Genomic DNA, 24,257 nt, shown 5'->3' with positions numbered 1-24,257 from the left:
CCGATTACGCCTGTTGCGGTTCAGCGCTCGACACGGCGCCCAATGCAGCGTCGAACGCACGTTGCAGCACGGCCTGATCAAGGTCTTCACCGATCAGCACGAAGCGGCTTTGCCGCCCCTCGCCCGCTTCGTCAATTTCACCGATTTCGCCGGCCTGCCAGCGGCGATCGAAGTAACTGTCGAAACGACGGCCCACGCCTTGAATCACGAGCCGCATCGCCGCGCCCGGCAACGCCGCAAAACCTTTGACGCGGTAAATCGTGTGCGTTTCGACCAACCCTTGCAGCGCGGCGATCACCGCTTCACGCGATGGCGCACTCGCGTGCACCGTCACGGAATCGAATTCGTCATGGTGATGGTCGGCGTCGTCAGCCGAACCATGGTGGTCGTGACGCAAGTGGATCGTTTCTTCGGAGGCGGCTTCGAGGCCGAGCAAAGTGTGCAGATCGAGTTGACCCATCTGCGCGCGCACGATCTTCACTTGCGGCGGAATCTCGCCACGGATGATGGTTTCGACAGCGGCTTGCTGTGCGTCGTCGAGCAAATCCGTTTTGTTCAGAATCACCAGATCGGCTGCGGACAGTTGATCTTCGAACAGTTCGTGTAGCGGCGATTCGTGGTCGAGATTCGGATCGGCCTTGCGCTGTGCATCGACGGCGTCCGGATTCTCAGCAAACTGGCCGCTCGCCGCGGCGGGGCCGTCCACTACCGTCACCACCGCATCGACAGTGAAACTGCTTTTGATCTGCGGCCAGTTGAACGCCTGCACCAGTGGCTTCGGCAGTGCGAGACCGGAGGTTTCGATCAGCACATGATCGATCTGCTCGCGGCGCTCGACGAGCTTTTCCATCACCGGGAAAAACTCTTCCTGCACCGTGCAGCACAGGCAGCCGTTCGCGAGTTCATACAGTTGCCCTTCGGTTTCGACGCCGTTTTCATCGCAGCCGATGCCGCAACCCTTGAGGATTTCACCGTCGATGCCGAGTTCGCCGAACTCGTTGACGATCACCGCGATGCGCTTGCCGCCCGCATGCTGAAGAATGTGCCGCAGCAGCGTGGTCTTGCCGCTGCCGAGAAAGCCCGTGACGATGGTGACGGGGATCTTGCGCATTTGAGTTTGCATCGTTGGGTCCATCCGAAGAGGTTGCACGTTCACACGCCGGCGGCCCGCGTCCTGATGCGCTTCACGCTCGAGCCCAGCACAAACCAGTGCCAGGCAAGCAAACACGAAAACAAAACACGGGGACGACAGCGGGGACGAAAAACGGCGTTGCCGCGGCAACAGAAAACAGAAAGCGTGAACGAGGTCATGAACGAGCCACCGCATCCCCGCGGTGTTCATCCGTCATAGTCTGGCCGGTATCCGGGCTGGCGAAAGCGCCGCTTCACCTTCCCGCGCGAGTGATTTCTCGCTCAGTGGTTATATGCCGACGCGGCCTTGCGCGTGGACATCGAAGCCGGCTCCGCGGCGCCGGAGAACGCATCCAGGCACCGCTTTTCGCTTACCGTTGCGGGGGCAGCACAGGTTGACCCGATCCATAGCAGGCGGGCGCCCTGTTTCCCGTTTAACTGCATGCGCACGAGCGCGCACACGAGCACCAAAGTGCGTGCGAGTGTAGGCCCGCAGTCCCGCGCCGTCAAGGAAGCGCGGGCCGCGCCGGCGCCTTATCGAGCGTGCTGGCGAGCGCCGCCATGTGCTATCGTATGCGCGCGTTTGGTGCTCGCACATGCGTTCGCATGTGCAGTTAAACGGGAAACAGGCAGCGCTCGATCGCGCTCAACCTGTGCTGTCCCCGCAACGGTAAGCGACCTGCGGCGCCTTGGCGCCGCGCATGCGTTTTCGATGTCACTGTCTGACGAATCAGACGGGAAGGCAAAGCGCATGAGGCCGCCAGCCCGGATACCGGCCAGACGCGGAGGCGGCGAACGTCACGCCGCCGGCTGCCTGAATCCGCGAGGGACGGATGGGAAGGCGCTGAAGCACGATGTGACGCGCCCGTTTGCGATTGCCGAGGAATCGCGGCGAGCGGCGTTGTCGTCGTGCGTAATCTGTCGCACCGCATGAGCGCTAATTCCGCCTGGATCGTCTTCACGGCCCGCCCGTCCCCCCTTGTCACGACATGGCACGCGCCATGCACGCCGCGATGAGCCGCGCCTGGCTGATCGGCGCCGGCCCCGGCGACGTCGAACTGATGACGCTCAAGGCGACTCGCGCGTTGGCGCAGGCCGATGTGGTGCTGGTCGACGATCTGGTGAATCCCGACGTGCTGCAGTTCGCCCGCGCCGACGCGCTGGTCGTCTACGTCGGCAAACGCGGCGGGCATCCGTCGACGCCGCAAGCTGGCATCGTCGCGCAAATGCTCGACCATGTGCAGGCCGGGCGCAGTGTCGCGCGTTTGAAAGGCGGCGATCCGTTCGTGTTCGGCCGTGGCGGCGAAGAGCAGCAGGCACTGCATGCAGCGGGCATCGAGGTGGAAATCGTCAACGGCATCACGGCGGGAATCGCGGCGCCCGCGGCAATCGGCATCCCGGTCACGCATCGCGATCACGCGCAAGGTGTGGTGTTCGTCACCGGACATGGCGCCGGAAGCGGTGAGCCGGACTGGGCGGCGCTCGTTGCCACGCGAATGACGCTTGTGATCTATATGGGTATGCGGCGGCTGAACGATATCGTCGGCGCAATGCTCGCGGCCGGCATGGGCGCCGACACGCCTTGTGCCGCGATCGAATCCGCTACGCGTCCTGAACAAAGGCATGCGCTCGCGCCACTCGGCGGCTTTGCCGACGCAGTCACGAACGCCGGGCTCGGCTCGCCGGCGATCGTGGTGATCGGCGGCGTGGCGTCGCTGGCGTTGGAGCGAGCCGTCGCTCACGCTAATGCGGTGGACGCGCAATGAAAGCGCTGAGCGTCGGCATCGGTTGCCGCTTGCACAGCTCGGCCGAGCAGATCGATACCGCCGTACGCGCGGCGCTCGGCCCCCATGCGTTCGACAAAATCAGCGCGATCGCCACCATCGACGTCAAAGCCCACGAAGCAGGCTTGCTCGAATTCTGCGCACGTCACGCATTACCATTGAAACTATTCAGCCGTGAGCAAATTGCGGCATTACCCGTTGCCGATGCCGAGCCTTCGGCGGCGGCACGCGAACACCTCGGCGTGGACGGCGTCTGCGAACCCTGTGCCTTGCTCGCTGCGGCCGCCGCTCAACCCCATACACCCGATGCACGCCTGATCGTGCGCAAAACCGCACTCGACGGCGTCACCGTAGCGATCGCTTCGACCGCTCACGCCGGCATCGACCAGACACGCAACGACTCCAACGAACAGGACCTTCCATGAAAACCGATCCCGAATCGCATCAACGCATGACCGAGCGCCGGCGCGAAGGCCACGAAAAGAAGCAGGCCGCCGCCACCGTCGAAAAGGGTCTGCTGATCGTCAACACCGGCACCGGCAAAGGCAAGACCACGGCCGCATTCGGCATGGCCGTGCGAGTGCTCGGACACGGCATGCGTCTGGGCGTCGTGCAATTCATCAAGGGCGCGCTGCATACCTCGGAGCGCGACTTCCTCGGCGCGATCGCCAATTGCGATTTCGTCACGATGGGCGACGGCTATACGTGGAACACGCAAAACCGCGACGCCGACATCGCCACCGCGCGCAAAGGCTGGGACGAAGCGCGCCGGATGATCGAAAGCGGCGACTATCAGATGGTGATCCTCGACGAACTGAACACGGTGCTGAAGTACGAATACCTGCCGCTCGACGAAGTGCTGTCCGTACTGAACGCGCGACCGGCAATGCTGCACGTGGTCGTGACCGGCCGTCATGCGCCGGACGCGTTGATCGAAGCCGCCGACCTCGTCACCGAAATGCGCATCGTCAAGCATCCGTATCGCGAGCAAGGCGTGAAAGCGCAGCGCGGCGTGGAGTTCTGAGCGATGTCCGCGCCCCCCAAGGGGACCTCCTTCGGGGCGTGCCCCGCCCTGTTCATTAGCGCGCCGGCTTCGGGTCAAGGCAAGACCACGATCACAGCAGGTTTGGCGCGCTACCACCGGCGGCTGGGGCGGCGTGTGCGCGTGTTCAAGACCGGTCCGGACTTTCTCGACCCGATGATTCTCGCGCGTGCCAGCGGCGCGCCGGTGTTGTCACTCGATCTCTGGATGGTCGGCGAAGCGGCATGCCGCAATCTGCTCGCGCAAGCGGCTGCAGAAGCCGATCTGATCCTGATCGAAGGCGTGATGGGACTGTTCGACGGCACGCCGAGCAGCGCCGATCTGGCAACGGTATTCGGCGTGCCGGTGCTCGCGGTAATTTCAGCGAAGGCGATGGCGCAGACCTTCGGCGCAGTCGCCTTCGGTCTCGCGCAATTCAGGCCGCAGGTGCCGTTTTACGGCGTGCTGGCCAATCGCGTCGGCTCTGCAAGGCACGCGCAAATGCTCGAAGAGGCGTTGCCGCCAGGCCTGCGCTGGTGCGGCCACATCGCCGGCAATGATGAAATCGAGTTGCCCGACCGCCATCTCGGCCTGCACCAGGCCGCGGAGATCGACGATCTGGACACGCGCCTGGATCGCGCCGCCGATGCGCTCGCGCAAACCGCGCTGGCTGAATTGCCGCCGCCGGTCGAATTCGGCGCACCTGCGAATGAAACGCTGCCGCGTCTTCTGGAAGGCAAGCGCATCGCGATCGCACGCGATGCGGCGTTCTCGTTCATCTATCCGGCCAACGTCACGCTTTTACAAACACTCGGCGCGCACGTCGACTATTTCTCGCCGCTCGCCGACGAAGCATTACCTGAACAGACCGACGCCCTGTACCTTCCGGGCGGCTATCCGGAACTGCACGCCGCAGCGCTGGCAAGCAACGCGCGCAGCGCGACGACGATTCGAGCCCATGCGGCAGCGGGCAAGCCGATCGTCGCCGAATGCGGCGGCATGCTCTACCTGCTCGATCGACTCACCGACACGAGCGGCGCCACCACGCCGATGCTCGGCCTGCTGCCGGGCCACGCGACGATGCAAACGCGCTTCACCGCGCTCGGCATGCAACAGATCGACAGCCTGCACGGCCCGCTGACCGGCCACACCTTTCACTACTCGAAGCTGACGACGCCGCTCACGCCGCGGCGTTCGGCCACCCGGCCGCAAAGCGACGCGCCCGGCGAGGCCGTGTTTCGCGCCGGCTCGATCGTCGCGACTTATATGCACGCTTATTGGCCCTCCAACCCGGCCTTCACGGCCGCCCTGTTCCATGGCGAAGCCTTTTAACGATGCCGAGCGCGAGGCCGTCTATCGCGCGATTTACGAACGGCGCGACATGCGCCACTTTGTGCGCGACCCGGTCGATCCCGCCGTGTTGCAACGTCTGCTCGACGCGGCGCATCACGCGCCTAGCGTCGGCTTCATGCAGCCCTGGCGGATCGCGCGCATCACCGATCCGGCCTTGCGCGCCGCCTTGCACGAGACCGTCGAAAGCGAACGGCTCGCCACCGCGGATGCGCTCGGCAAGCGGCGCGAAGCGTTCATGAAGCTGAAAGTCGAAGGCATGCTGGAATGCGGCGAACTGCTGGTGATGGCGCTGATGGACGGCCGCGAGCGGCACATCTTCGGACGCCGCACCTTGCCGGAGATGGATCTCGCGTCGGTGGCGTGCGCGATCCAGAACATGTGGCTAGCGGCACGCGCGGAAGGCCTGGGAATGGGCTGGGTGTCGCTCTTCGACGTCGAGACGGTGTGCGCGCTGCTGCATATGCCCGCGGGCGCACGGCCGGTGGCGATCCTGTGTCTCGGCCACGTCGATCAGTTTTACCGCGAGCCGATGCTGGAAACCGAACGCTGGGCGAGCCGCATGCCGCTCGCCGACTGCGTGTTCGAAAACCGCTGGCCGGACGATGAAGCGCCGGAATAACGCCTGGGTTTTACTGCGCTTTACTGGGTTTTAGCGCGTTTTACTCTATGACCGGCTTGACCGATACCACTTCCGGCACGCCGCCCGCCCGATCGGCGCGCAGCTTCACGCGCCAGTCCGGCGGCGCGTCGAACGGAAATTTGGCCAATGCGCTTTTCACGAGGGTTGCCATCGCGTGCAGCGGATCGGCGTCGCGATCGCTGCTCATCGCGCTGACCTTGTAGACTTCCTTCCCGCTCGCCCGCTCGAAGAACCGCAGCGTCAACGAGTGCTGGTACGCTCGCCCGCCGAACAGCGAAAACGACGGCTCGGCCGGACGGCCGCACCCGCCTGCCGCGCAATCCCCTGTATTGACGCCAATCGTGGCCGGCCGCGTGGCATAAGCGATCGACAGTAGATAGCGCGCCTGCTGCGCCGTCGCGTCGACGAAGCCATTCTTCGCCAGTTCATCGCGCAGCAAGGCTTCGAATTGCGGATGATCCCCACCGGCATCCTGCGACGGCATGCGCGCAATCGCATAGGTGCGCTCGCCTTGCAAGGCGGCCGCCGGATTCGCGGTGTGCACGTCGGCGTTCAGGCCCGCGCAACCGGTGAGACTCGCTGCGGACAGCGCGGCGCAGATCAGTATCGCTTTCACCATCTTCTCGCTTCGATAAGGTGCGTGTTCATGCTGCATGAGCGTGGCCGAGCGTAATATTACGGCGCATCAGGCTGAAGTTCAGGCTGCGTGTCCTCTAACGCCGGCAGACAAATCGTAAAAGCCGTTCCCTTGCCCGGCGCGCTGACCACTTCCACGTCACCGCCATGACGCGTCACGACGGTTTTGACAAACGCCATCCCCAATCCCGCGCCGCCGACTTCGGGCCGCTCCGCCTCGTGAAAGCGCCGGAACCGCTCGAACAGACCCGCCTGCTGTTCCTCGGGAATGCCGTAGCCTTCGTCGCGGATCGTACACGACACGCGGTTTGCCGCGCCCGGTGCGGCCTTCGACACAAGGCTGCCGGGACTACTTAAGTTGCTTAAGCCGCACGTGATCCGCGTATCCGGCGGACTGTATTTGACCGCATTGTTCAGGATGTTGACGAGAGCGCGCGTCATCAGCGAACGGTCGGCGCAGATCCAGTGGCCGTCGTCGCCATCGTTATCCGTTTCCAGCGTGATGCGCTTGGCATGGGCCTGCGGCCAGACTTCGTCGCTGGCGTCGATCACCAGTTCCATCAGGCTCACCGGTTCGAGCACATAGGTTTGCGATTCGGCGCGCGCCAGTTGCACGAAATCGTCGGCGAGCGTCAGCGCGCGTTGCGCATAGCGTTCGATGCGCTCCAGCAAACCGCGCGCAAGCGCCGACTCGCTACGGGCGCGCTCGATCTCCACCAGTGCCAGAATCGACGCCTGCGGCGAGCGCATATCGTGCGACAACAGCCGCAGCGCGTCTTCGCGCTGACGCTCGGCCGCATGCAGGGCCGACACGTCGACCAGGCCCGCGATCCAGCCGGTCGTCTCGCCTTGCTCATTGGTGCAGTTCGCGTAACGCAGCAAATGATCGCGCTCGTCGGCGTCGCGCACCTCGACGCCCTGCGCCATCAGCGCGGCAAATTCGCCGCGCGCCGGGTCGAGCAGCGCGGGCCAATGGGCGTGCGCAAACAGATTGTTTTCGGCATCGGATGAAGCGCCGTTGTGGATGGTCTTCACCAGCGTCAGGCCGCCCAGCACCGTCTGCATCGGCTGGCCTTCCGGCGTTGCCAGGCCCAGACGCGCGAAATGCGCCTTAGCCGCGTGGTTCGCGATCAGCACGATCCCTTGCACGTCGCTGACCAGGATCGGCTCGGGCACGCTATCGAGGCTGTCCCACACGAAACGCTTCATGTCCTGCACGCGCTGCGCGGCCCGCGCCATCAGCGCCATATGCTGCTCCAGCACGTCGCCGCTGAATTCACGGCGGCGCTGCGGCGTTTCGGGCAACAGATGCGGTTCGTCGGCGAGGCGTTGCAGCTCTTCGCGCAGATAGGCCATCGTCATTTCGAGGCGCCGCCAGTTCCAGATCGGATACACGACGATCACGCCGACAATCGCCGGCACCGGCGACATCCACAGCCGCACGCCGTACAGCAGGGCCGCGCTGCCGGCGGCGGCAAGCAGACACAGCGCGCCGGTCAATAGCAACGAACGGCGCGGCGACAACACGAGGAAACCCGCCAGCAGCGCGGCGAGCGGCACCAGCGACACGGCGAACAGCAGCCACGGCTCGGCGGGCTCGATCGCGCGGCCGGTCAGCAGCGTGTCGAGCACGTTCGCATGGATATAGACGCCGGGCAGCGGACCCAATTCGCCGGACACCGGTGTGGCAAAGCGATCGTACAAACCGGATGCGGTCACGCCGATCAGCACGATGCGTCCGCGCAGCTTCTCCGGCGGCACGACGCCCGCGAGGACGCTCGCGAAGCCCAGTGTCGAATAATTCTGCGCGTTCGGACCGAACGGGATCAGGAAACGGGCTTCGCCCGGAGACTCCGTAGCCGCCGCGTGGCTGGCGGAAAGCTTTTGCGGGCGCTCGCTCAATTGCAGCGCGCCGCGCTCGACTGCCTGCGCAACCGGCACCATCAATTGCGGCCAGCGCGACGCCGCGTCGCCTTCGAATTGCGCGACGCTGCGCACGATACCGTCGCTGTCGACTTCAAGATTGATATGGCCGAGGCCGGCGGCGGCATGCGCGAGCGGCGGCACCGGGTCGACTGCGACGCGCCGGCCGGCGTCGTCGAGCGGACTGAGCAGCATCGGCAGATAGGTGGGGCTCAGCGCGATGGCCCGTGCCAGTTGGGCGTCGTCCGGATTGGCTTCGGTGAACAGCACGTCGTAGATCACCGCGGCGGGTTTCGCCCTGGCGAGCTGTTCGAGCAGCCGCGCGTGCACGCTGCGCGGCCATGGCCAGCGGCCGAGCTGCGCGATGCTGGCGTTGTCGATTTCGACCACCACGATAGCGGGCGACACGGGCTGCGCGCGCAGGCTCAGGAAGCGGTCGTAGACCAGATGATCGACGCTCGCGGTCAGCCGGCCAAGCGAGCCGAGCAGAATCACGATGAGGCCGAGGCAACCGATGCCCACCCATTCGAACAGGAAGCGGCGACCGGCGCGCCTTCCGAGGCGCGCGCGCGGGTCGAGGCTCAGGCGCGGGGATGGGGTCGGCAAGACTGTGGTTCGTTCCCGAGGTGTGCAACAGGTTCTTTTGGGGACTCAGTCTGCGATTCTATCGGCATCAGCGCGCAAGTGTGAACGAACGGATCGAACTGCTCTTCTCGTAGAAGCGGCCGTTTTCGAACTGTTCGGCGACGACCGTCCAATAGTAAACGCCGCGCGGCAGATTGCTCACGACCAGTTGCCCGCTCGTCAGATCGGTGCGATCGATGATCGGATGGCGCAGATCGTCGGACGTCGCCAGCACGAAACGGAAGCGCGTCTCGACATTGGAGCGGCTGACGAACCAGCGGAATTCGTAGTCGCGGCTGCCGGCGCGCGGCCCCGCCGACACATCCAGCCCAAGCTGGCGCCGGTCGAAGCCGTACACCTGCGGCAAACCTTCGAGCCCATGGTCGTCGATCGCGGCGATGCGCACGAAATAGGTGCCGTCGGCCAGTTCGCCGAAGTCCGCATGCGGCGCGCTCACGCGCAGATCGCGGATCAGGTCGAGCTGATCGGCATCGCGCGCGATCTGCACGCGGTAGGCCACCGCGCGCGCGGCCGGCACGAGGTCGAAGGCGACCGCCTTGCCGTCCTGCACTTTGGCTGGATCGGTCAGCGCCGGCGCGGGCAGCAACTCGACCGGCGCGCCGATCTCGCCGCCCGTGCGCGTAATGCTGCCAAAGCGCGCCTTGACGAGTTGCGCGGATGCCTGCAACGGCACGCCCGGCGGCGGCGCCTTCGCGTAGCCGTCGGCGCCGGCGGGATCGACACCGACCGCGCCGTCCTGCACTTCCACTGCGGTGGTGTGCGCGTCGCCGTCGTAGGCAACCTTGAAATGGGTGCCGCGCACGCCCGCGACGACCGAGGGCGAACGAATCTGGAAGCGGTCGTCCTTCCTGGTTGCATGCGTGACCTGGCTGTCGACTTCGCCACGATGCAGATCGAGGACCCGGTCGGCCGCGCCGGTCAGTGCGATGCTCCGGAGCGTGTCGATGTCGAGCATGGCATCCTGCGACACCGACACGTGCGAGCCGTCCGGCAACTCAAGCGTGACGAAGCCGTTATGGCCGGTGCGGATGTGGTCGCCTTCGCCGAGCGTCGCGCCGATTATCACCGGGGTGTACGGATTCTTGCCGAACGCGCGCTCGGCCGGACCGCTCGTCGCGATCACGCGCGCCGATTCCGGATCCTGCCTGAGCCGGCCGGCCGGCAGCCGCAAGGCGATGCCAGCCGGCATGCGGCGCGGCGCAGGCACATGATTCAGGCGGCTCAGAAGTGCCCAATCATCCGGATCGCGCATATAGCGGCCGGCAATGTCGTATAGCGTGTCGCCATCGTGGGTGACGTAGGAAACATAGACTGGCGCGGCGGGCGTCGCGTGTGGCTTCGGCAGGCGGGACGATTGGGCGTCGGCCAACGCCGGTGCGAAGCACGTGATGGCGATCAGACCTGAGCCCAGCACTGCACAGACCCGGCGGCCCGGCGAGCGCGCGAGGCCGCGCGCTGCCGCGTCGAAGGAAAGCGTCACGCGCCCCCCGCTTCGGAGCGTACATCATCGCCCGCGACGGACGCGCCGGACTCGATCCGTTCGAGCCGGTAGCCATAGCCGTAGATCGGCGTCAGACGATAGCCGTGCTCCGGGCGCAATCCCAGCTTGCTGCGCAGCATCGACACGTGGGTGTCCATCGTGCGCGAGGGGATGTCGGTCGCCTGCTTCCAGATTACGTCGAGAATGTGCGCGCGGGACAGCGGCCGGCTCAGATGCTGGAACAGCAGCAGCGCGAGTTCGAATTCCTTCTGCGTCACGGCCACCGTCGTGCCGCGCACCACCACGTGCTTCGCGCCCAGATCGAACTCGAATTCGCCGAAGACTTCCTTCGCCGCGGCCGGCTTCAGGTGATACGCGCGACGCAGCAGCGAACCGACGCGCGCCAGCAGCACCGCCCCCGAGACCGGCTTGACGACGTAATCGTCCGCGCCGGTGTTGAGGATCGACGTAATGTCAGTTTCACGGCCGCGGCTCGTCATGAACAGCACCGGCAAACGCTCCGACAGGCTTTCGCGCACCCAACGCAGCACCTCCTCGCCGGACATGTCGGGCACGTTCCAGTCGAGCACCAGCAGATCGAACGTCTGGCGCCGCAACTGCCGCACCAGTTCACGGCCCGCGCCGTACGCATGGCAGATATGGCCGGCCGCCGACAGCGTTTGGCATACAAGATCGGCCTGGGCCGGATCGTCATCAAGGACTGCAATTCTCATAGAACCCCGCAACGCGACATCGTCCTTCGTATCTGGTGACCGGTAGGCCGGTCGATGGCCGGGATGACGGCTGCAACACCGTCGAACCGGCCTCTCGTTTCATCCCCAATTTCGCTCTTTTTCGATTATCGGACGCCCGGCCCCCGCGCCGGGTTTAGATCCGTCGCCGCCTTGCCTCGAAATTGGCGCGTATTTTTGCTTTGTCGCGCCAATAGCCGAGGAGGCGAATCATCATCATCGAAACTGGCCGTGCTTTTTTTCCGGATGCGATTAAGCCGCTATCCGGCCGGGCTCGGTGCCTCGCGAGCCGCTCCCTGATTTCCCCCAAGCTCTCTCAGGCTCTCTCTCGGGCACGCCTGGGTATTCAAATATCGACCTCTATGGGTCGTGTTTCGGGTTAGCTGGTCTCGCCCGCACGGTGAATGGCCCCGTCTGCCTTGTCGTATCACGCTGTGTCCCGCATTCCGGAAACAACAATTTGACAATTTGCGAGACAGTATAAGAACAGTCCCAAATTAAATGGTTTAAAGATTGTCAGATGGGGTTTGATAATGCATCGGGGCGGCTTTGACATTTAAACCGCTCGCGCAACCTCATCGCCCCCCTTCAATCCCCGGCATCGGCGCGAACAACGCATCGAGATCGTCGTCCGAGAACTTGGTGGCGCCGGCGGCGTCTTCGGACAGAATGCTGTCGGCCAGTCCCGCCTTCTGCTCCTGCAACTCGACAATCTTCTCTTCGATGCTGCCCGCCGCAATCAGCTTGTAGACGAATACCGGCTTGTCCTGCCCCAGCCGATGCGCGCGGTCGGTCGCCTGATTCTCGGCGGCGGGGTTCCACCACGGATCGTAGTGAATCACCGTGTCGGCGGCGGTCAGGTTCAGGCCCACGCCGCCCGCCTTCAGGCTGATCAGGAACAACGGCACCTCGCCCTGCTGGAACCGCTCGACCGGCGTGATGCGGTCGGCGGTGTCGCCGGTCAGAATCAGATAGGGAATCGCGGCTTCCTCGAGCGCCTCGGCAATCAGCGACAACATGCCAGTGAACTGCGAGAACAGCAACACGCGCCGTCCTTCCTCGATCAGCTCCGGGAGCATCGACAACAGCAGATCGAGCTTGGCCGAACGCGTGACGCGCGCGCCCTTCTCGACCTGTTTTACTTTCTCGCTCTTCTCGCCCGCCTCTTTGTCAGCCTTGATCGACTTAACGAGGCGCGGATCGCAGCATACCTGGCGCAGTTTCAGCAAGGCATCGAGCACGATGATGTGACTGCGCGCGAGGCCCTGCGCGCTGACCGCCGCGCGCACTCGTTCCTGCATCGCCGTGCGCACGGTTTCATAGAGATCGCGCTGCGCGCCTTCCAGATCGACCGAGCACACGATGGTGGTCTTGGCGGGCAATTCCTTCGCGACATCGTCCTTGCGACGGCGCAGCATGAATGGCCGGATGCGGCGCGCCAGCAACGCGCGGCGCACGCCGTCGCCGCTCTTCTCGATCGGGTTGCGCCAGCGTTTGGTGAAGTCTTTCTGGCTGCCGAGAAAACCCGGCAGCAGGAAGTCGAACTGCGACCACAATTCGCCGAGGTGATTTTCCAGCGGCGTACCGGTCAGACACAGCCGATGCCGCGCGCGCAACCCGCGGATCGCCTGCGCGGCTTTGGTGGTCGCGTTCTTGACGTACTGCGCCTCGTCGAGAATCAGCAGGTGATAGTCGTGCCCGGCAAGCACCTTCTGGTCGCGCCATAGCAGCGCGTACGTCGTCAGAATCAGCTCGTGTTCGCCGATCTGCTCGAAGCGCTCTTTACGCTGCGGACCGTTCAGCACCAGCACTTTCAGTTCGGGCGCGAAGCGGCGCGCTTCCTCGCGCCAGTTGTGCACGAGCGTGGTCGGCACCACGATCAGCGCGGGACGGTCGAGCCGCCCGGCTTCCTTCTCGGCGAGAATGTGCGCCAGCGTCTGCACGGTCTTGCCGAGCCCCATGTCGTCGGCCAGCACGCCGGCCAGATCGTGTTCGCGCAGAAACTGCATCCAGTTCAGCCCCTGCTGCTGATACGCGCGCAGTTCCGCTTGCAGGCCACGCGGCACCGGCACCTCGTGCAGACCCGGCCCGGCCTGCAGGCGCTGCGCCAGCCGGCGGATCGAATCTTCGCCCTGAAATTGCCAACGGCCCGTGCTGTTCAACGCTTCCAGCCGGCCTGCATCGACGGCGGGCACGCGCAGCGCGGCGCCGTCGGCAAGCGCGCCGCCCAACGCGTCGAACAGGTCGACCAGCACGTGCACCACCGGTTTCAGCCGGTCGGCGCGCAGCCGCAGACGCTTGTTCTCTTCCGTCTTCAGCTCGATCGGCTCGTCGTCGGCGATCGCTTCCAGCGCGCCGCCCAGCCAGCGCCGGTCGCGCCGGAACAGATCGGCCAGAAGCGGCTCGAGCCGCACGTTGCGCTCGCCGACCTGAATGCCCATCTCCAGATCGAACCAGCCGTCGCCGGCCTGATGCGCGGTGCCGTCGATCGCGTCGATCTCGATGATGTTGTAGCGGAACTCCGGCGCCATGGTGACGCGCCAGCCTTTGCTCATGAGGTCCGGCACAGCGTCGTTGACGAAGGCGGACCACGCGTCGGCATCGGGCAGGCCGAGCATCGTGTCGGGCAATAGCCGCGAGGCGTAGACGCGGCTGGTCGGGACGCGTTGCAGACCGGTCTTGCGTAATTCGAGCAGGCGTTTCTTTTCGACCTCGTAGCGACGCCGGATATGAATCACGTCGCCGCCCGGCACCGGCACCAGCGTGACGCTGCTGTCCACGTTGATGCTGATGCCCTCATAGTCGAAGCTGACGGCGGCGAGCTCCATCGCCTCGGACTTGCGCTGACCGGTTTTGCCGCCGGACGGCAGCGCGTGACTATTGAGCGTCAGCACCGGCACCGGATCGACGTCGATCACGCGGATCGCCGACGCGTCGTGCGCGGGGGGCAGCGGCAAATCGGGCGCGATTTCACGCAGTACCGCGGCGACCAGCGGCGCTTCGGCGAGCGAGATCGGCGGCATCGCGAGGTAGTCGGGCAACTGCTGGAACGGCAACGACAACTCGACGATGCCCGCCTCATTCGAGACGCCGTCCACATACCAGACCGGTTCGGTGGGCAGCACCATGCTGGCGCGCGGCTCGGTGCACAGCACGGGCCGCAGCCGCTCATCCGCAAGCGGCTCCCATTCGATCCGACCGGGCCGGTCGGCGCCGCGCGACAACGGTGTCGGCCCTTGACGGCCGGGTTCGGGTTTGAATTCGAAGAACAGACGCCCCGTCGCGATCAGCTTTTGCAGCATTTCGGCGCCGCTCGTGCCGCGCAGAATGAACTGACCGAAATCTTCACGCGAGCGGCCCAGCCACAGGCCGCGCAGGATCGACAGATCCTCGTCGGAGACAAACTTCGGTTGTTTCAGCAGCGCCGCTTCCACGTTGCCCCACGGCTCGTCGACTTCGAAGATCGCGCCGTCCGGTTTGCAGCGCGCCTTGTACAGCACGACCTCATGGCGCATGTGGAAGTTGGACCAGTTGAGCAGATACGCCAGCGTCTGGGTCCGCGCGGCACTCGCCTTCTGGGCGACGGCGTCGGCGGCCTCGGCGCGCGCGCGAAAACGCTCGAGCCAGCTGACCAGTTCGGGACGCACGCCGGACGGCGGCTGCGCGTTTTCCCCGGGCTTTGTGCGCGGATAATCGGCTGCCTCGTGCTCGTCCGTGCCGACGTTGGTGATGTGATCCATCTCGTCGTGATACTCGAGCTCGGCGAACAAAAGCGCGGCGACATGCTTGCAATTGCGACCCACCGGGCAGCTGCAGTCGCTCTGCGCCCAAGGTGAACCGCCATCCGTACGAAACCGCACCCGTGTGTGGTACGGAAGGGTTCGCGTGCCTTGCACATCGCCGCTGAGCGAGGCGCCATGCCATTTCACGTTCGTAACGGCGCCAACCGAGCGCGCTTTGGCCACGGTGTGGTCACCGAGCCATTCCGCAATCCGTTCCCGATCAAAGAAAACTGACGACATCAGGGTTCATCCATGTTCAAGCCGGCGATGGCGACCGCGCGCAGACGAAAAAATCGACGCGGCAGGCGGCGTGCTGCGCCTGTCGGCGGGTTTCTGCCCGGTATCGATCGCCGGTGGTAACCGGCCATTTTACGCGTTGGACGAAATTGGCTGTGGAGGCGGTTGCGCGGATTTGCGGCGCAGATGGCCATGACTGCCGCACGACCTGCGGAAACAACGGCCCAGCCTAGACTGCGGCACCAGGCGGCGGACCGGCTTGGCTGCCGTTTTCTGCGTCGGGCCAGGTGTCGCCGCGCTCGGACGCGCCGGCACTGACCTCCAACCCTGCCGCGGCGAACACCTGAACTAACGCGGGCGCCGGCGCTTCGTCGGTGACCAGCAGATCGACAGCGTCGGGGCCAAAGGCGTGAACCAGTGCGCTATGGCCGAATTTCGCGTGATCCGCGGCGACCACGCGCCGCTCCGCCTGCGCGAAGGCGGCGAGCGAAAACGCGACGTCGGCGGGCAGCGCGTCCATGAAACGCCCTTGCATATCGATTGCAGTGACCGAGACGACCGCGTAGCGCACGTGGAACTGGCGGAGAAAGGCGAGCACGCCGTCGCCGAAGGCCGCGGCGTCATCCGCGCGCAACTCGCCGCCCGCGATGAACACGCGATTGCCGTTGCGCGACGCCAGCGTGCGGGCGACCTCGATGGAATTGGTCACGACGGTGAGCCGCGAGCGCGCGCACAACGCCTGCGCGATATGCAGGCAGGTGGTGCCGCCTTCGAGGATCAGCGAGTCGCCGTCTCGCACCAGTTCGCCGATGCGCGCGCCGATCAACTGCTTGGCCTCGCGGCTCGCCACCATGCGCCGCTGGAACGGCGGCTCGTCGAGGCGCTCGGGCAGCATGATGCCGCCGTGAACCTTGACGAGCAGGCCGTCGGCGATCAACGGCTTGATATTGCGGCGGATGGTCTCGTCGGACACCTCGAAGCGGCCGGCCAGATCGGCGATCGTGCAGGTGCGCTGCTCGCGGACGAGGCGCAGGATCTCGGCTTGGCGTTGGGTGGAGAACATGGCGTCTGAGCGGTGGCTATCCGGCGAGTCTAGCAAAAGCCGAGGCGCGACGGACTAAAAACCCACAAATTACCAAACAAAACCACATTCCGTTTTTGAATGGCGATTTCTGCTCGTCATGGGGGCCGTGTTTGTGGGAGTCGAGGCTGGCAGTGCCAAGTCGCCGCCTATGTGCGACGCCGGCATGACATACCTGTCACCACAACAACAGCCGTTGCATTTCGTGTTTTTTTGCGGCAATCTGTACAAATATTTTCAACTTATTCCCACACATGTCCACACCCATTCCCTCTCACGCCCGCGTCGCCATCGTCGGCGGCGGCATCATTGGCTGCTCGGTCGCCTATCACCTCGCGAAATTGGGCTGGACTGACGTGGTTCTGCTCGAACAGGGCCAGCTGTCGTGCGGCACGACCTGGCACGCGGCCGGCCTCGTCGGCCAGTTGCGCGCACAGGAAAGCATGACGAAGCTGATCCGCTATTCGACCGCGCTCTATGCCGAACTCGAAGCGGATACCGGCCTCGCGACCGGCTGGAAGCAATGCGGCTCGCTGTCGGTAGCGCGCACCGCCGAGCGGATGACGCAGCTCAAGCGCACTGCCGCCGTCGCACGCGCTTACGGCGTGGCGTGCGAGGTGATCGGCCCGCGGGAAGCCGGCGAGCTGTGGCCGGTGATGCGCACCGACGACCTGCTCGGCGCCGTCTGGCTACCCGGCGACGGCAAGGCGAATCCCACCGATCTGACCCAGGCGCTCGCCCGCGGCGCGCGTATGCGCGGCGCTCGCATTGTCGAAAATACCCGGGTGACGGCGATCCACACGCGCACGGCGCAAAGCGGTGCAGCGAATGGCGCCCGCGAAGTCAGCGGTCTCGCGTGGCGCAACAAGGACGGCGAAGCAGGCACGATCGGCGCGGACATCGTCGTCAATTGCGCCGGTCAATGGGCCAAGGCGGTCGGCCGCCTGTGCGGCGTCACGGTGCCGCTGCATTCGGCCGAGCACTACTACATCGTCACCGAACGGATCGCCGGCGTGCACCCGGACCTGCCGGTGATGCGCGACCCGGACGGCTTCATCTATTTCAAGGAGGAAGTCGGCGGTCTGGTGATGGGCGGCTTCGAGCCGAACGCGAAACCGTGGGGCATGAACGGCATTCCGGAGAATTTCGAATTCCAGTTGCTGCCCGACGACTGGGATCAATTCGAGATCCTGATGGAGAACGCGTTGCAGCGCGTGCCGGCGCTCGAAACAGCACAGGTCCGGCAGTTTTACAACGGTCCGGAATCGTTCACCCCGGACAACAACTTCATGCTGGGCGAAGCGCCCGAATTGCGACGCTTTTTCGTCGGCGCGGGCTTCAATTCGATGGGCATCGCGTCGGCGGGCGGCGCGGGCATGGCGCTCGCCGAATGGATCGTCGCGGGCGAGCCGACCATGGACCTGTGGCCGGTCGATATCCGCCGCTTCGCGCGCTTTAACGGCAACGACACGTGGCTGCACGATCGCGTCAAGGAAACACTCGGCCTGCATTACGCGATGCCCTGGCCGAATCGCGAACTCGACAGCGCACGGCCGTTTCGCCGCTCGCCGCTCTATTCGCTGCTACGCGATGACGGCGCCTGTTTCGGCAGCAGGATGGGCTGGGAGCGCGCCAACTTTTTCGCGCCGACGCCCGAACAGGCGCAGATCGACTACGCGTTCGGTCAACAGAACTGGTTGCCGTGGAGCGGCGCCGAACATCGCGCGTGCCGCGAAGGCGTTGCACTGTTCGACATGACGTCGTTCACCAAATTTCTGGTCAAGGGACGCGACGCGCAAAACGTGCTGCAAGGCATTGTCGCGAACGATGTCGCCGTGCCGCCGGGCACTACCGTCTACACCGGCATGCTCAACGAACGCGGCACCTATGAATCGGATTTCACACTGACGCGCCTCGCCGACGATCAATATCTGCTCGTCACCGGCAGCGCGCAAACCACGCGCGACTTCGACACCATCGAAAAAGCCATTCCGCACAACAAGCACTGCGCACTGGTCGACGTCACCGGCCAATACGCCGTGCTCGCTGTCATGGGACCGCGCTCGCGCGAGCTGCTGCAAAGCGTCTCGAAGGCGGATTGGAGCGACGCGGCGTTCGCCTTCGGCCAAAGCCGCGAAGTCGATCTCGGTTACGCGACGGTGCGCGCCGCCCGCCTCACCTACGTCGGCGAACTCGGCTGGGAACTGTACGTGCCGGTCGAATTCGCGGTCGGCGTGTACGAGACGCTGCACGAAGCCGGCAAGCCGTTCGGTCTCGTCAATGCCGGCTACTACGCAATCGATTCGCTACGTATCGAGAAAGGCTATCGCGCGTGGGGCCGCGAACTCACGCCGGACACGAATCCGTTCGAAGCGGGTCTGTCGTTCGCATGCAAGCTCGACAAGGACATCCCGTTCCGCGGCCGCGATGCGTTGTTGAAGTTGCGCGCCGGACCGCTGCGCCGTCGCATGGTGGTGCTCACGGCCGACGGCGCCGCCGATCGCATGTTGTGGGGCGGCGAAGCGATTCTGCGCGACGGCAAACCGGTCGGCTTCGTCAGTTCGGCGGCCTTCGGGCACACGCTCGGTTGTCCGGTGGCGATGGGCTATATCAACAATCCGGGCGGCGTTGCCGATGCGGCGTATCTGAACAGCGGGCAATACGCGATCGATGTCGCCGGCGATTTGCTGCCGGCGACCGTGCATCTGAAGGCGCCTTATGATCCGCGTTCGGAGCGGGTGAAAAGCTGACGCGCCGGCTATCGACACCTTCAATTGACGCTGCCAGCCGGCGCGCTGCCGTGCGCGACGCGGCCGGCAGCGGCCGCTTGAGCGGCGAGCGCTTCCTTGTGATGCTCGACCTGTTGCGCGAAGACCGGGCTGACGTCCGGATACGATGCATCGGTGACGTAGTTAAGACCGTTCTGTTGCGCTTCGATCAATTCCTGGTACACCTGAGCACGTGTCTTGCCTTCGGCAAATGCACTCGACGAAGCCGCGAGCACCACAAGGGACAACGCGGCAAATGTGATCTTCTTCATGATGAACTCCAGTGAGTTTTGTGCGGGTTTGCATGAGGGAGAACCCCGCGTTTCCGGTTTTTATTCCTGCTTTGCCGCGCGAAAAAAAACATACTTCAAGCGCGGAATAAAGCGTCGCGCGAATGGGTTTGCCTGCTCTTTGGCGGTATCGCAGCGGTGTCGCAAATAGTGTGTCGAGCGCATGGAATAAACCCATGCGTACGCGTGTTTGCCATTCGATAGCTGAAATTCGACGCGTGCAGGCCACCATGAATCCAATCGACTCCCACCCCGATGCGCCGCTTTCCGAAGCGGACATTCAGGCGTACGCCGACGGCACACTGACACCGGAACGCGCCACATACCTGAGGGACTATCTGGGGAAGGATCCGGAGGAAGCGCGCCGGGTGGCGTTCTACGGCAGACTGAATGCGCAGATTCAGCAGGCCTTTCAAACAACCGACGAACCGGTAACGAACCGCGCTGCAGGCTGGCGCGGCTCACTCCGCCGGCTGACGACTGCGATGCGCGACAGCAAGGCCGTGAAGACGATAGCGGTGCTCGTTCTGGTACTGGCATCCGCGAGCGGTTGGCTCGCCGCGACCCAGGTATCCGCTCAGGCGCTCGACAACGCCGCCGTGATGGCGCTGGCGGAATCCGCCGCCGGGCAGGTTTCCGCTGCGTTACCGACGCGAACCAGTGCGTCGGCGCCCGAGCTCGCAGCGGTCGGTTTGCGGCTCGTCGACGAAAGAACCTTGGCGCTCGGGGTGTTCCAGCGGGCCAGCGAATTCGTCTATCTGAATGCGGACAGCCGGCCCGTGGTGTTGATTTCCACCCTGGCGCTGCTGACGCCGTCGCAACCGCAATGGGCCGCGCGCCGGATCGGCGATATCCGCCTGCTGACCTGGACCGCGCAGCGGCAGCGTTTCGTGGTCGCCGGCGACGCCCGCACCCACGGCCTGATGCGCGCCGCCGACGTGATGACGATGCGATGACCCCGGCAGATGCTCCACAGCCGCTTAACCAGCAAGGGAATAAAATGCGCCCACGCGTGTTTGCACCTGAAATGCGCGTGGTGACTCAACCGATGGCCGCCCACCCGGCGCCCGCCGAGAAGCCCAACGATTGGGATGAAAAATGGATGTCCGTGACGAGTTGATGGAGCATGTGCCGCGCTTGCGGCGCTATGCGCGAGCGTTGATCAACAACCGGGATCTGGCCGACGATCTGGTGCAGGACACCCTCGAACGCGCGCTTGGCCGCACCGGCCTGTTCCAGCAAGGCACCGATCTGCGCGCGTGGTTATTCACGATCATGCATAACGTGTTCGCCAATCAGGCGCGCAAGGCTTCAGTGCGCGCCGTGCATGTCCCGGTCGACGATGAAAGCGTCCATGAAAGCGAATTCGCCGTGCCATCCGATCAGACCCGCTCGCTGGAAATGCGCGACCTCGACTATGCGTTGCAGCGCCTGCCCATGGAGCAGCGCGAAGTCGTGCTGCTGGTCGGCCTCGAAGAAATGAGCTACGCCGACGTGGCGCTCGCGCTGAACATTCCGATCGGCACGGTAATGTCGCGGCTTTCGCGCGGGCGTGAGCGGCTTCGGGCGTTGATGGCGGGCACGCAGCCCGGTGCGAAATTACAGGTGGTGCGATGAGCGACCAACACATGCCGATCGGCGAAGAAGACCTTCACGCGTACGTGGACGGCACGCTGTCCGATGAGCGCCGCGTCGAGGTGGAGCGCGCGCTCGAACAGAGTCCCGAGTTGGCCGCGCGCGTCAGCGATTATTTCTCGCTGAATAACATGTTCCATGAACGCTATGACCGCGTGCTGAGCGAGCCTGTGCCCAAGCGCCTGCAAGCGCCTTCGGCCCATGGGCGCCGCTGGCGCATCGCCGCCAACTGGCCGCAGTTCGCCGGCATGGCCGCGGCTTTGGTGCTGGGAATCGGCATTGGCGTGGGCACGCATATGGGACAGGACGTCATGACGCCGCTCGCCAGTCACTCGGACACGCGCACCGTCAGTGCGGACGGCGCCGAAGGATTCGCGCGGCAAGCCGCGCTGGCGCATGTGGTCTACATGCCCGCCATCGAGCGGCCAGCCGATCTCGGCGCCGATCACGAACAGGATTTCGTGCAGTGGCTGTCCGACCGGCTGGGCACGAACGTGCATCCGCCGATGCTCTCGAAGAGCGGTTTCAACCTGTCGGGTGGCCGTCTGTTGCCAGGCGCAGATGGACCGACCGCGCAATTCATGTACCGCGGCCCGAACGGTGAGCGCGTGACGCTGTGCATCTCGCGCCGTCAGGTGAATGCGAACACCACCGCGTTCAAGCTGTATCAGGACGGGCCGGTGAACGTGTTCTACTGGGTGGACGGCGATTTCGGTTACGCGGTGTCAGGCGGTATCGACCGCAAGGTGCTGCTGCAACTGTCGCATGACGTGTATTCGCAGTTGACCGGCGCGGCGCCGGGCTGATTCGCTGCTGCGCGTCAGCTTCCGGAGTCGCGGCCGCGATCGAGCGACGCCGCGCGCATCGCGTCGCTCGGGTTCGTGAAGAACTGCTGGCGCAATTGCGCGATCTGCGCGTCACGCTGTTGCGGCGGCAAATCCTGTTTGTCGATTTGAGCGCGCTGGCTTGCATAGTCCGCATAGCGGGCCTGCCAGGCGTCGTCGGCTCGCTGCATCTGCACGACGCGCTCCGCCGCTTCAGGGCCGAGCGTCTGCGTGATCTGCGCGCGTAACGTATCAAGTGAGGTGCTCTGCGTTTGTGCCTGCTTCTGCGCCTGCGTTTGTGCCTGACTGATTGCGTCGATCGATGCCTGCTGTTGCCGAAGACGCTCACGCGCCGCGCGCGTTTCCGGCGGCAATGCTGCATCTAGCGCGGCAAGACGCGCGGCTTTCTGCGCGTCGCTCAACGATGTATCGGCCGCGATACGCAGGCGCGCCAGATCGGCGTGTTGCTGGTGCGATTGCCCGCCGAAGAACGGCTCGTTCCAGTCGCCCATCAACCGGGTGCCCAATGCATCGCGCTGATCGAGCGCGAGTTGCAGCGCGTCCAGATCCATCTTTGCGCCGCTTTGCTTCGGCGCTTGCGGCAACTGCGCGAGTGCGGTGTTATAGGCGTTGTAGCGCTGCCAGACGGCCAACGCTTCGTCGGCGGCCGGCGTGCCGTCGAGTTGCGCGGCAATCTGGCGGCGCACTAACGCGTCGAGCCTGGCTGCCGGGACTTCGTTTTGCGTCGTCAGAAAGTAGTCGAAGAAATCGCGAACCACGCGGGCGTGGGTCAGATGACCTCGGCCATCGGTCGACAGAGGCGGCGGCGTTGAACCTTCCAGCGAAGCGGGTAACGCGCCGATCGTTGACGCGCTGGCGGCCGGGTCGGCGCTCGATACACGCGCCGATTGCGCGGAACTCGCCGCATTGACCACATGCGCAGCGGACGCATGATGCCCGGACCGCGCGCCGCCCAACCACAACGCCGCGCCAGCCGTCAGCGCGCCCACCGCCACAAAAGCCAGCCACCGGCTGCGTGTACTGCCCTGCTGCTCGTCGAGCCGGCGCATCCGCTCAAACGCCCTGCGTCTTCAGCCGGTTCGCCTGCGTGCGGATCACGGCGACCGGGTCCGCCGCATTCGCGCCGCGCACGCCGAGCAACTGGTTGATCTCGTCCAGATGGTTCCACTTGTAGCTGGTGCCGAGCACCTTGCCATAGAGCGCGCTGCACACGGAGACCAAGCCGTCGTTCTGCCCTGACTGGCGGCTCACCATGACGGCGCCGGTGCCATACAGTACGAGCGTCGAGGCATCGAGGAGATTGGCGGCATCGATCGGTGCGACGCTTGTATCGGTGGCGACTTGAATGCCGAGCACCGAGGTTGGCTGAATGGCGCTGCCCGCCCATGAGTACAACAGGTGCGTGTTGCCGTTGACGGTCTCGGTTGCCGCGCCCGTTTGACACGAACCGGGTGCGCCGAGCCCCGCGCTCGGATAGCGCGTGTCGTATGCCGAGGCGTTCGCCGTGGTCAGCGTTTGGAGCGCCGCCACCGCGTCCTGATTCGTGTTGTGCGTGCTACTCGTCAGGATGCCGAATATATTTGCAAACGCCCCGATGATCGGTGTCGACAAACCGGTCGGATCTTTCTGCAGCGCGTCCTGCGCGAAATCGGCGAACGCCGAGCCGCGATGCGGCGTGCCGATGGTCGTCACGGAGGCGACCAGTTCAGGCGCTACCGCCGCAACGTAGCGCGACGTCAAACCACCCTGGCTATGCCCGATCAGGTTGACCTTCTGCGCGCCGGTTGCGGCGAGCACCTGCTTCACATAAGCGAGCAGTTGTTCGCCACGGCCGTTGGGGCCGTCGTCGCTCTGGAAGCCCGACAGGTTCGCCACATACACCGTCGCACCATGCTGCTGGAGATCCGGCTGGATGCCGTACCAGTAGTCGAGCACGCCGAGGTATTTGTCGGTGCCGGTGAGGCCGTGCACGAGGATGATCGGATAACGGGTTGCCGCGTAGTCGTCGGTGCTGGTGCTTGAAGTGGCGGCGACCGCGCGATCGATGCCGGCCGGCGTCGCGAGTGTCAGAAGAACGGCGAGCGGCGCTTGAGTGAGTGCAGCAGCGATTGTCCAGGCGACGATGCGAGAACCCTTCGATTTCGGCATAGGACGGCCTCCGGTTGCGAAGTCCGCATTTAGCTATGGAAATCGGTTGAGGGCAATAGAGCGGGAACTCCAAATTGATTATGCTGCGGTGCGGGTTGAATGGCGG

19 protein-coding genes and 2 riboswitches are annotated in these 24,257 nt (G+C 64.8%); of the genes, 9 read left to right on the top strand and 10 right to left on the bottom strand.

Annotated features, from left to right (window positions below; translation table 11 throughout):
• Positions 1 to 4 precede the first annotated feature (4 nt).
• Positions 5 to 1,123, bottom strand: coding sequence for a cobalamin biosynthesis protein CobW (cobW, locus tag AC3WOG_RS29930; RefSeq protein ID WP_492581422.1), 1,119 nt, complete (start codon positions 1,121 to 1,123; stop codon positions 5 to 7).
• Positions 1,124 to 1,337: 214 nt separating this feature from the next.
• Positions 1,338 to 1,618, bottom strand: a riboswitch (cobalamin riboswitch).
• An 80-nt stretch (positions 1,619 to 1,698) separates the two neighbouring features.
• A riboswitch (cobalamin riboswitch) is annotated at positions 1,699 to 1,926 on the top strand.
• Between the two features lie 218 nt (positions 1,927 to 2,144).
• Between cobW and cobA the strand changes: the two genes are divergently transcribed.
• The 5 genes from cobA to bluB are packed head-to-tail and all read left to right on the top strand — an operon-like array spanning position 2,145 to position 5,908.
• Positions 2,145 to 2,897, top strand: a complete 753-nt coding sequence (gene cobA, locus AC3WOG_RS29925; protein ID WP_492582492.1) for a uroporphyrinogen-III C-methyltransferase — start codon at positions 2,145 to 2,147, stop codon at positions 2,895 to 2,897.
• A complete protein-coding gene (locus AC3WOG_RS29920) occupies positions 2,894 to 3,340 on the top strand; it encodes a cobalamin biosynthesis protein (RefSeq protein ID WP_492581421.1) in 447 nt (148 codons plus the stop codon). Before cobA ends, AC3WOG_RS29920 begins: the two co-directional genes overlap by 4 nt.
• Entirely contained in the window at positions 3,337 to 3,939 is a 603-nt protein-coding gene (gene cobO / locus AC3WOG_RS29915; RefSeq protein WP_492581420.1) for a cob(I)yrinic acid a,c-diamide adenosyltransferase, read from the top strand. Before AC3WOG_RS29920 ends, cobO begins: the two co-directional genes overlap by 4 nt.
• Positions 3,940 to 3,942: 3 nt before the next feature.
• Entirely contained in the window at positions 3,943 to 5,268 is a 1,326-nt protein-coding gene (locus tag AC3WOG_RS29910) for a cobyrinic acid a,c-diamide synthase CobB (RefSeq protein ID WP_492581419.1), read from the top strand.
• The gene (gene bluB, locus AC3WOG_RS29905; RefSeq protein WP_492581418.1) at positions 5,252 to 5,908 is read left to right on the top strand and encodes a 5,6-dimethylbenzimidazole synthase; all 657 of its coding nucleotides are present in this window, start codon (positions 5,252 to 5,254) and stop codon (positions 5,906 to 5,908) included. Before AC3WOG_RS29910 ends, bluB begins: the two co-directional genes overlap by 17 nt.
• 40 nt (positions 5,909 to 5,948) lie before the next feature.
• Here bluB and AC3WOG_RS29900 read toward each other — a convergent pair whose 3' ends face one another.
• From AC3WOG_RS29900 to AC3WOG_RS29875, 6 genes are all read right to left on the bottom strand, one after another.
• The gene (locus AC3WOG_RS29900) at positions 5,949 to 6,584 is read right to left on the bottom strand and encodes a DUF4136 domain-containing protein (protein ID WP_492581417.1); all 636 of its coding nucleotides are present in this window, start codon (positions 6,582 to 6,584) and stop codon (positions 5,949 to 5,951) included.
• A gap of 20 nt (positions 6,585 to 6,604) precedes the next feature.
• Positions 6,605 to 9,094, bottom strand: coding sequence for a CHASE2 domain-containing protein (locus AC3WOG_RS29895; RefSeq protein ID WP_492581416.1), 2,490 nt, complete (start codon positions 9,092 to 9,094; stop codon positions 6,605 to 6,607).
• A gap of 67 nt (positions 9,095 to 9,161) precedes the next feature.
• The gene (locus AC3WOG_RS29890) at positions 9,162 to 10,613 is read right to left on the bottom strand and encodes a FecR family protein (RefSeq protein WP_492581415.1); all 1,452 of its coding nucleotides are present in this window, start codon (positions 10,611 to 10,613) and stop codon (positions 9,162 to 9,164) included.
• The gene (locus AC3WOG_RS29885) at positions 10,610 to 11,347 is read right to left on the bottom strand and encodes a response regulator transcription factor (protein WP_492581414.1); all 738 of its coding nucleotides are present in this window, start codon (positions 11,345 to 11,347) and stop codon (positions 10,610 to 10,612) included. Before AC3WOG_RS29885 ends, AC3WOG_RS29890 begins: the two co-directional genes overlap by 4 nt.
• A gap of 593 nt (positions 11,348 to 11,940) precedes the next feature.
• Positions 11,941 to 15,387 (bottom strand): DEAD/DEAH box helicase, encoded by a 3,447-nt coding sequence (locus AC3WOG_RS29880; protein ID WP_492581413.1) that lies wholly within the window; start codon positions 15,385 to 15,387, stop codon positions 11,941 to 11,943.
• Between the two features lie 226 nt (positions 15,388 to 15,613).
• Positions 15,614 to 16,447, bottom strand: a complete 834-nt coding sequence (locus AC3WOG_RS29875; protein WP_492581412.1) for a DeoR/GlpR family DNA-binding transcription regulator — start codon at positions 16,445 to 16,447, stop codon at positions 15,614 to 15,616.
• 272 nt (positions 16,448 to 16,719) lie between these two features.
• Between AC3WOG_RS29875 and AC3WOG_RS29870 the strand changes: the two genes are divergently transcribed.
• The gene (locus AC3WOG_RS29870) at positions 16,720 to 19,215 is read left to right on the top strand and encodes a GcvT family protein (protein ID WP_492581411.1); all 2,496 of its coding nucleotides are present in this window, start codon (positions 16,720 to 16,722) and stop codon (positions 19,213 to 19,215) included.
• Positions 19,216 to 19,235: 20 nt separating this feature from the next.
• Here the strand turns inward: AC3WOG_RS29870 and AC3WOG_RS29865 are convergent, their stop codons facing one another.
• Entirely contained in the window at positions 19,236 to 19,505 is a 270-nt protein-coding gene (locus AC3WOG_RS29865; RefSeq protein WP_492581410.1) for a DUF4148 domain-containing protein, read from the bottom strand.
• A 248-nt stretch (positions 19,506 to 19,753) separates the two neighbouring features.
• On the opposite strand from AC3WOG_RS29865, the gene AC3WOG_RS29860 reads away from it, so the two are divergent.
• The 3 genes from AC3WOG_RS29860 to AC3WOG_RS29850 all read left to right on the top strand — a co-directional run bounded on the left by AC3WOG_RS29860 (position 19,754) and on the right by AC3WOG_RS29850 (position 21,964).
• On the top strand, positions 19,754 to 20,479 hold the full coding sequence (locus tag AC3WOG_RS29860; RefSeq protein ID WP_492581409.1) for an anti-sigma factor family protein: 726 nt from the start codon (positions 19,754 to 19,756) through the stop codon (positions 20,477 to 20,479).
• Between the two features lie 142 nt (positions 20,480 to 20,621).
• The gene (locus AC3WOG_RS29855; protein ID WP_341319361.1) at positions 20,622 to 21,140 is read left to right on the top strand and encodes a sigma-70 family RNA polymerase sigma factor; all 519 of its coding nucleotides are present in this window, start codon (positions 20,622 to 20,624) and stop codon (positions 21,138 to 21,140) included.
• The gene (locus tag AC3WOG_RS29850) at positions 21,137 to 21,964 is read left to right on the top strand and encodes an anti-sigma factor family protein (protein ID WP_492581408.1); all 828 of its coding nucleotides are present in this window, start codon (positions 21,137 to 21,139) and stop codon (positions 21,962 to 21,964) included. The genes AC3WOG_RS29855 and AC3WOG_RS29850 overlap by 4 nt, the downstream gene beginning before the upstream one ends.
• 14 nt (positions 21,965 to 21,978) lie before the next feature.
• Here AC3WOG_RS29850 and AC3WOG_RS29845 read toward each other — a convergent pair whose 3' ends face one another.
• Together AC3WOG_RS29845 and AC3WOG_RS29840 are read right to left on the bottom strand one after the other, a co-directional pair.
• The gene (locus AC3WOG_RS29845) at positions 21,979 to 23,052 is read right to left on the bottom strand and encodes a lipase secretion chaperone (protein ID WP_492581407.1); all 1,074 of its coding nucleotides are present in this window, start codon (positions 23,050 to 23,052) and stop codon (positions 21,979 to 21,981) included.
• 4 nt (positions 23,053 to 23,056) lie between these two features.
• Positions 23,057 to 24,151, bottom strand: a complete 1,095-nt coding sequence (locus AC3WOG_RS29840; RefSeq protein ID WP_492581406.1) for a triacylglycerol lipase — start codon at positions 24,149 to 24,151, stop codon at positions 23,057 to 23,059.
• Positions 24,152 to 24,257: the final 106 nt, after the last annotated feature.

This window comes from Paraburkholderia sp. FW306-02-B (assembly GCF_058782725.1).
This window is presented reverse-complemented; position numbering and strand designations above follow the sequence as displayed.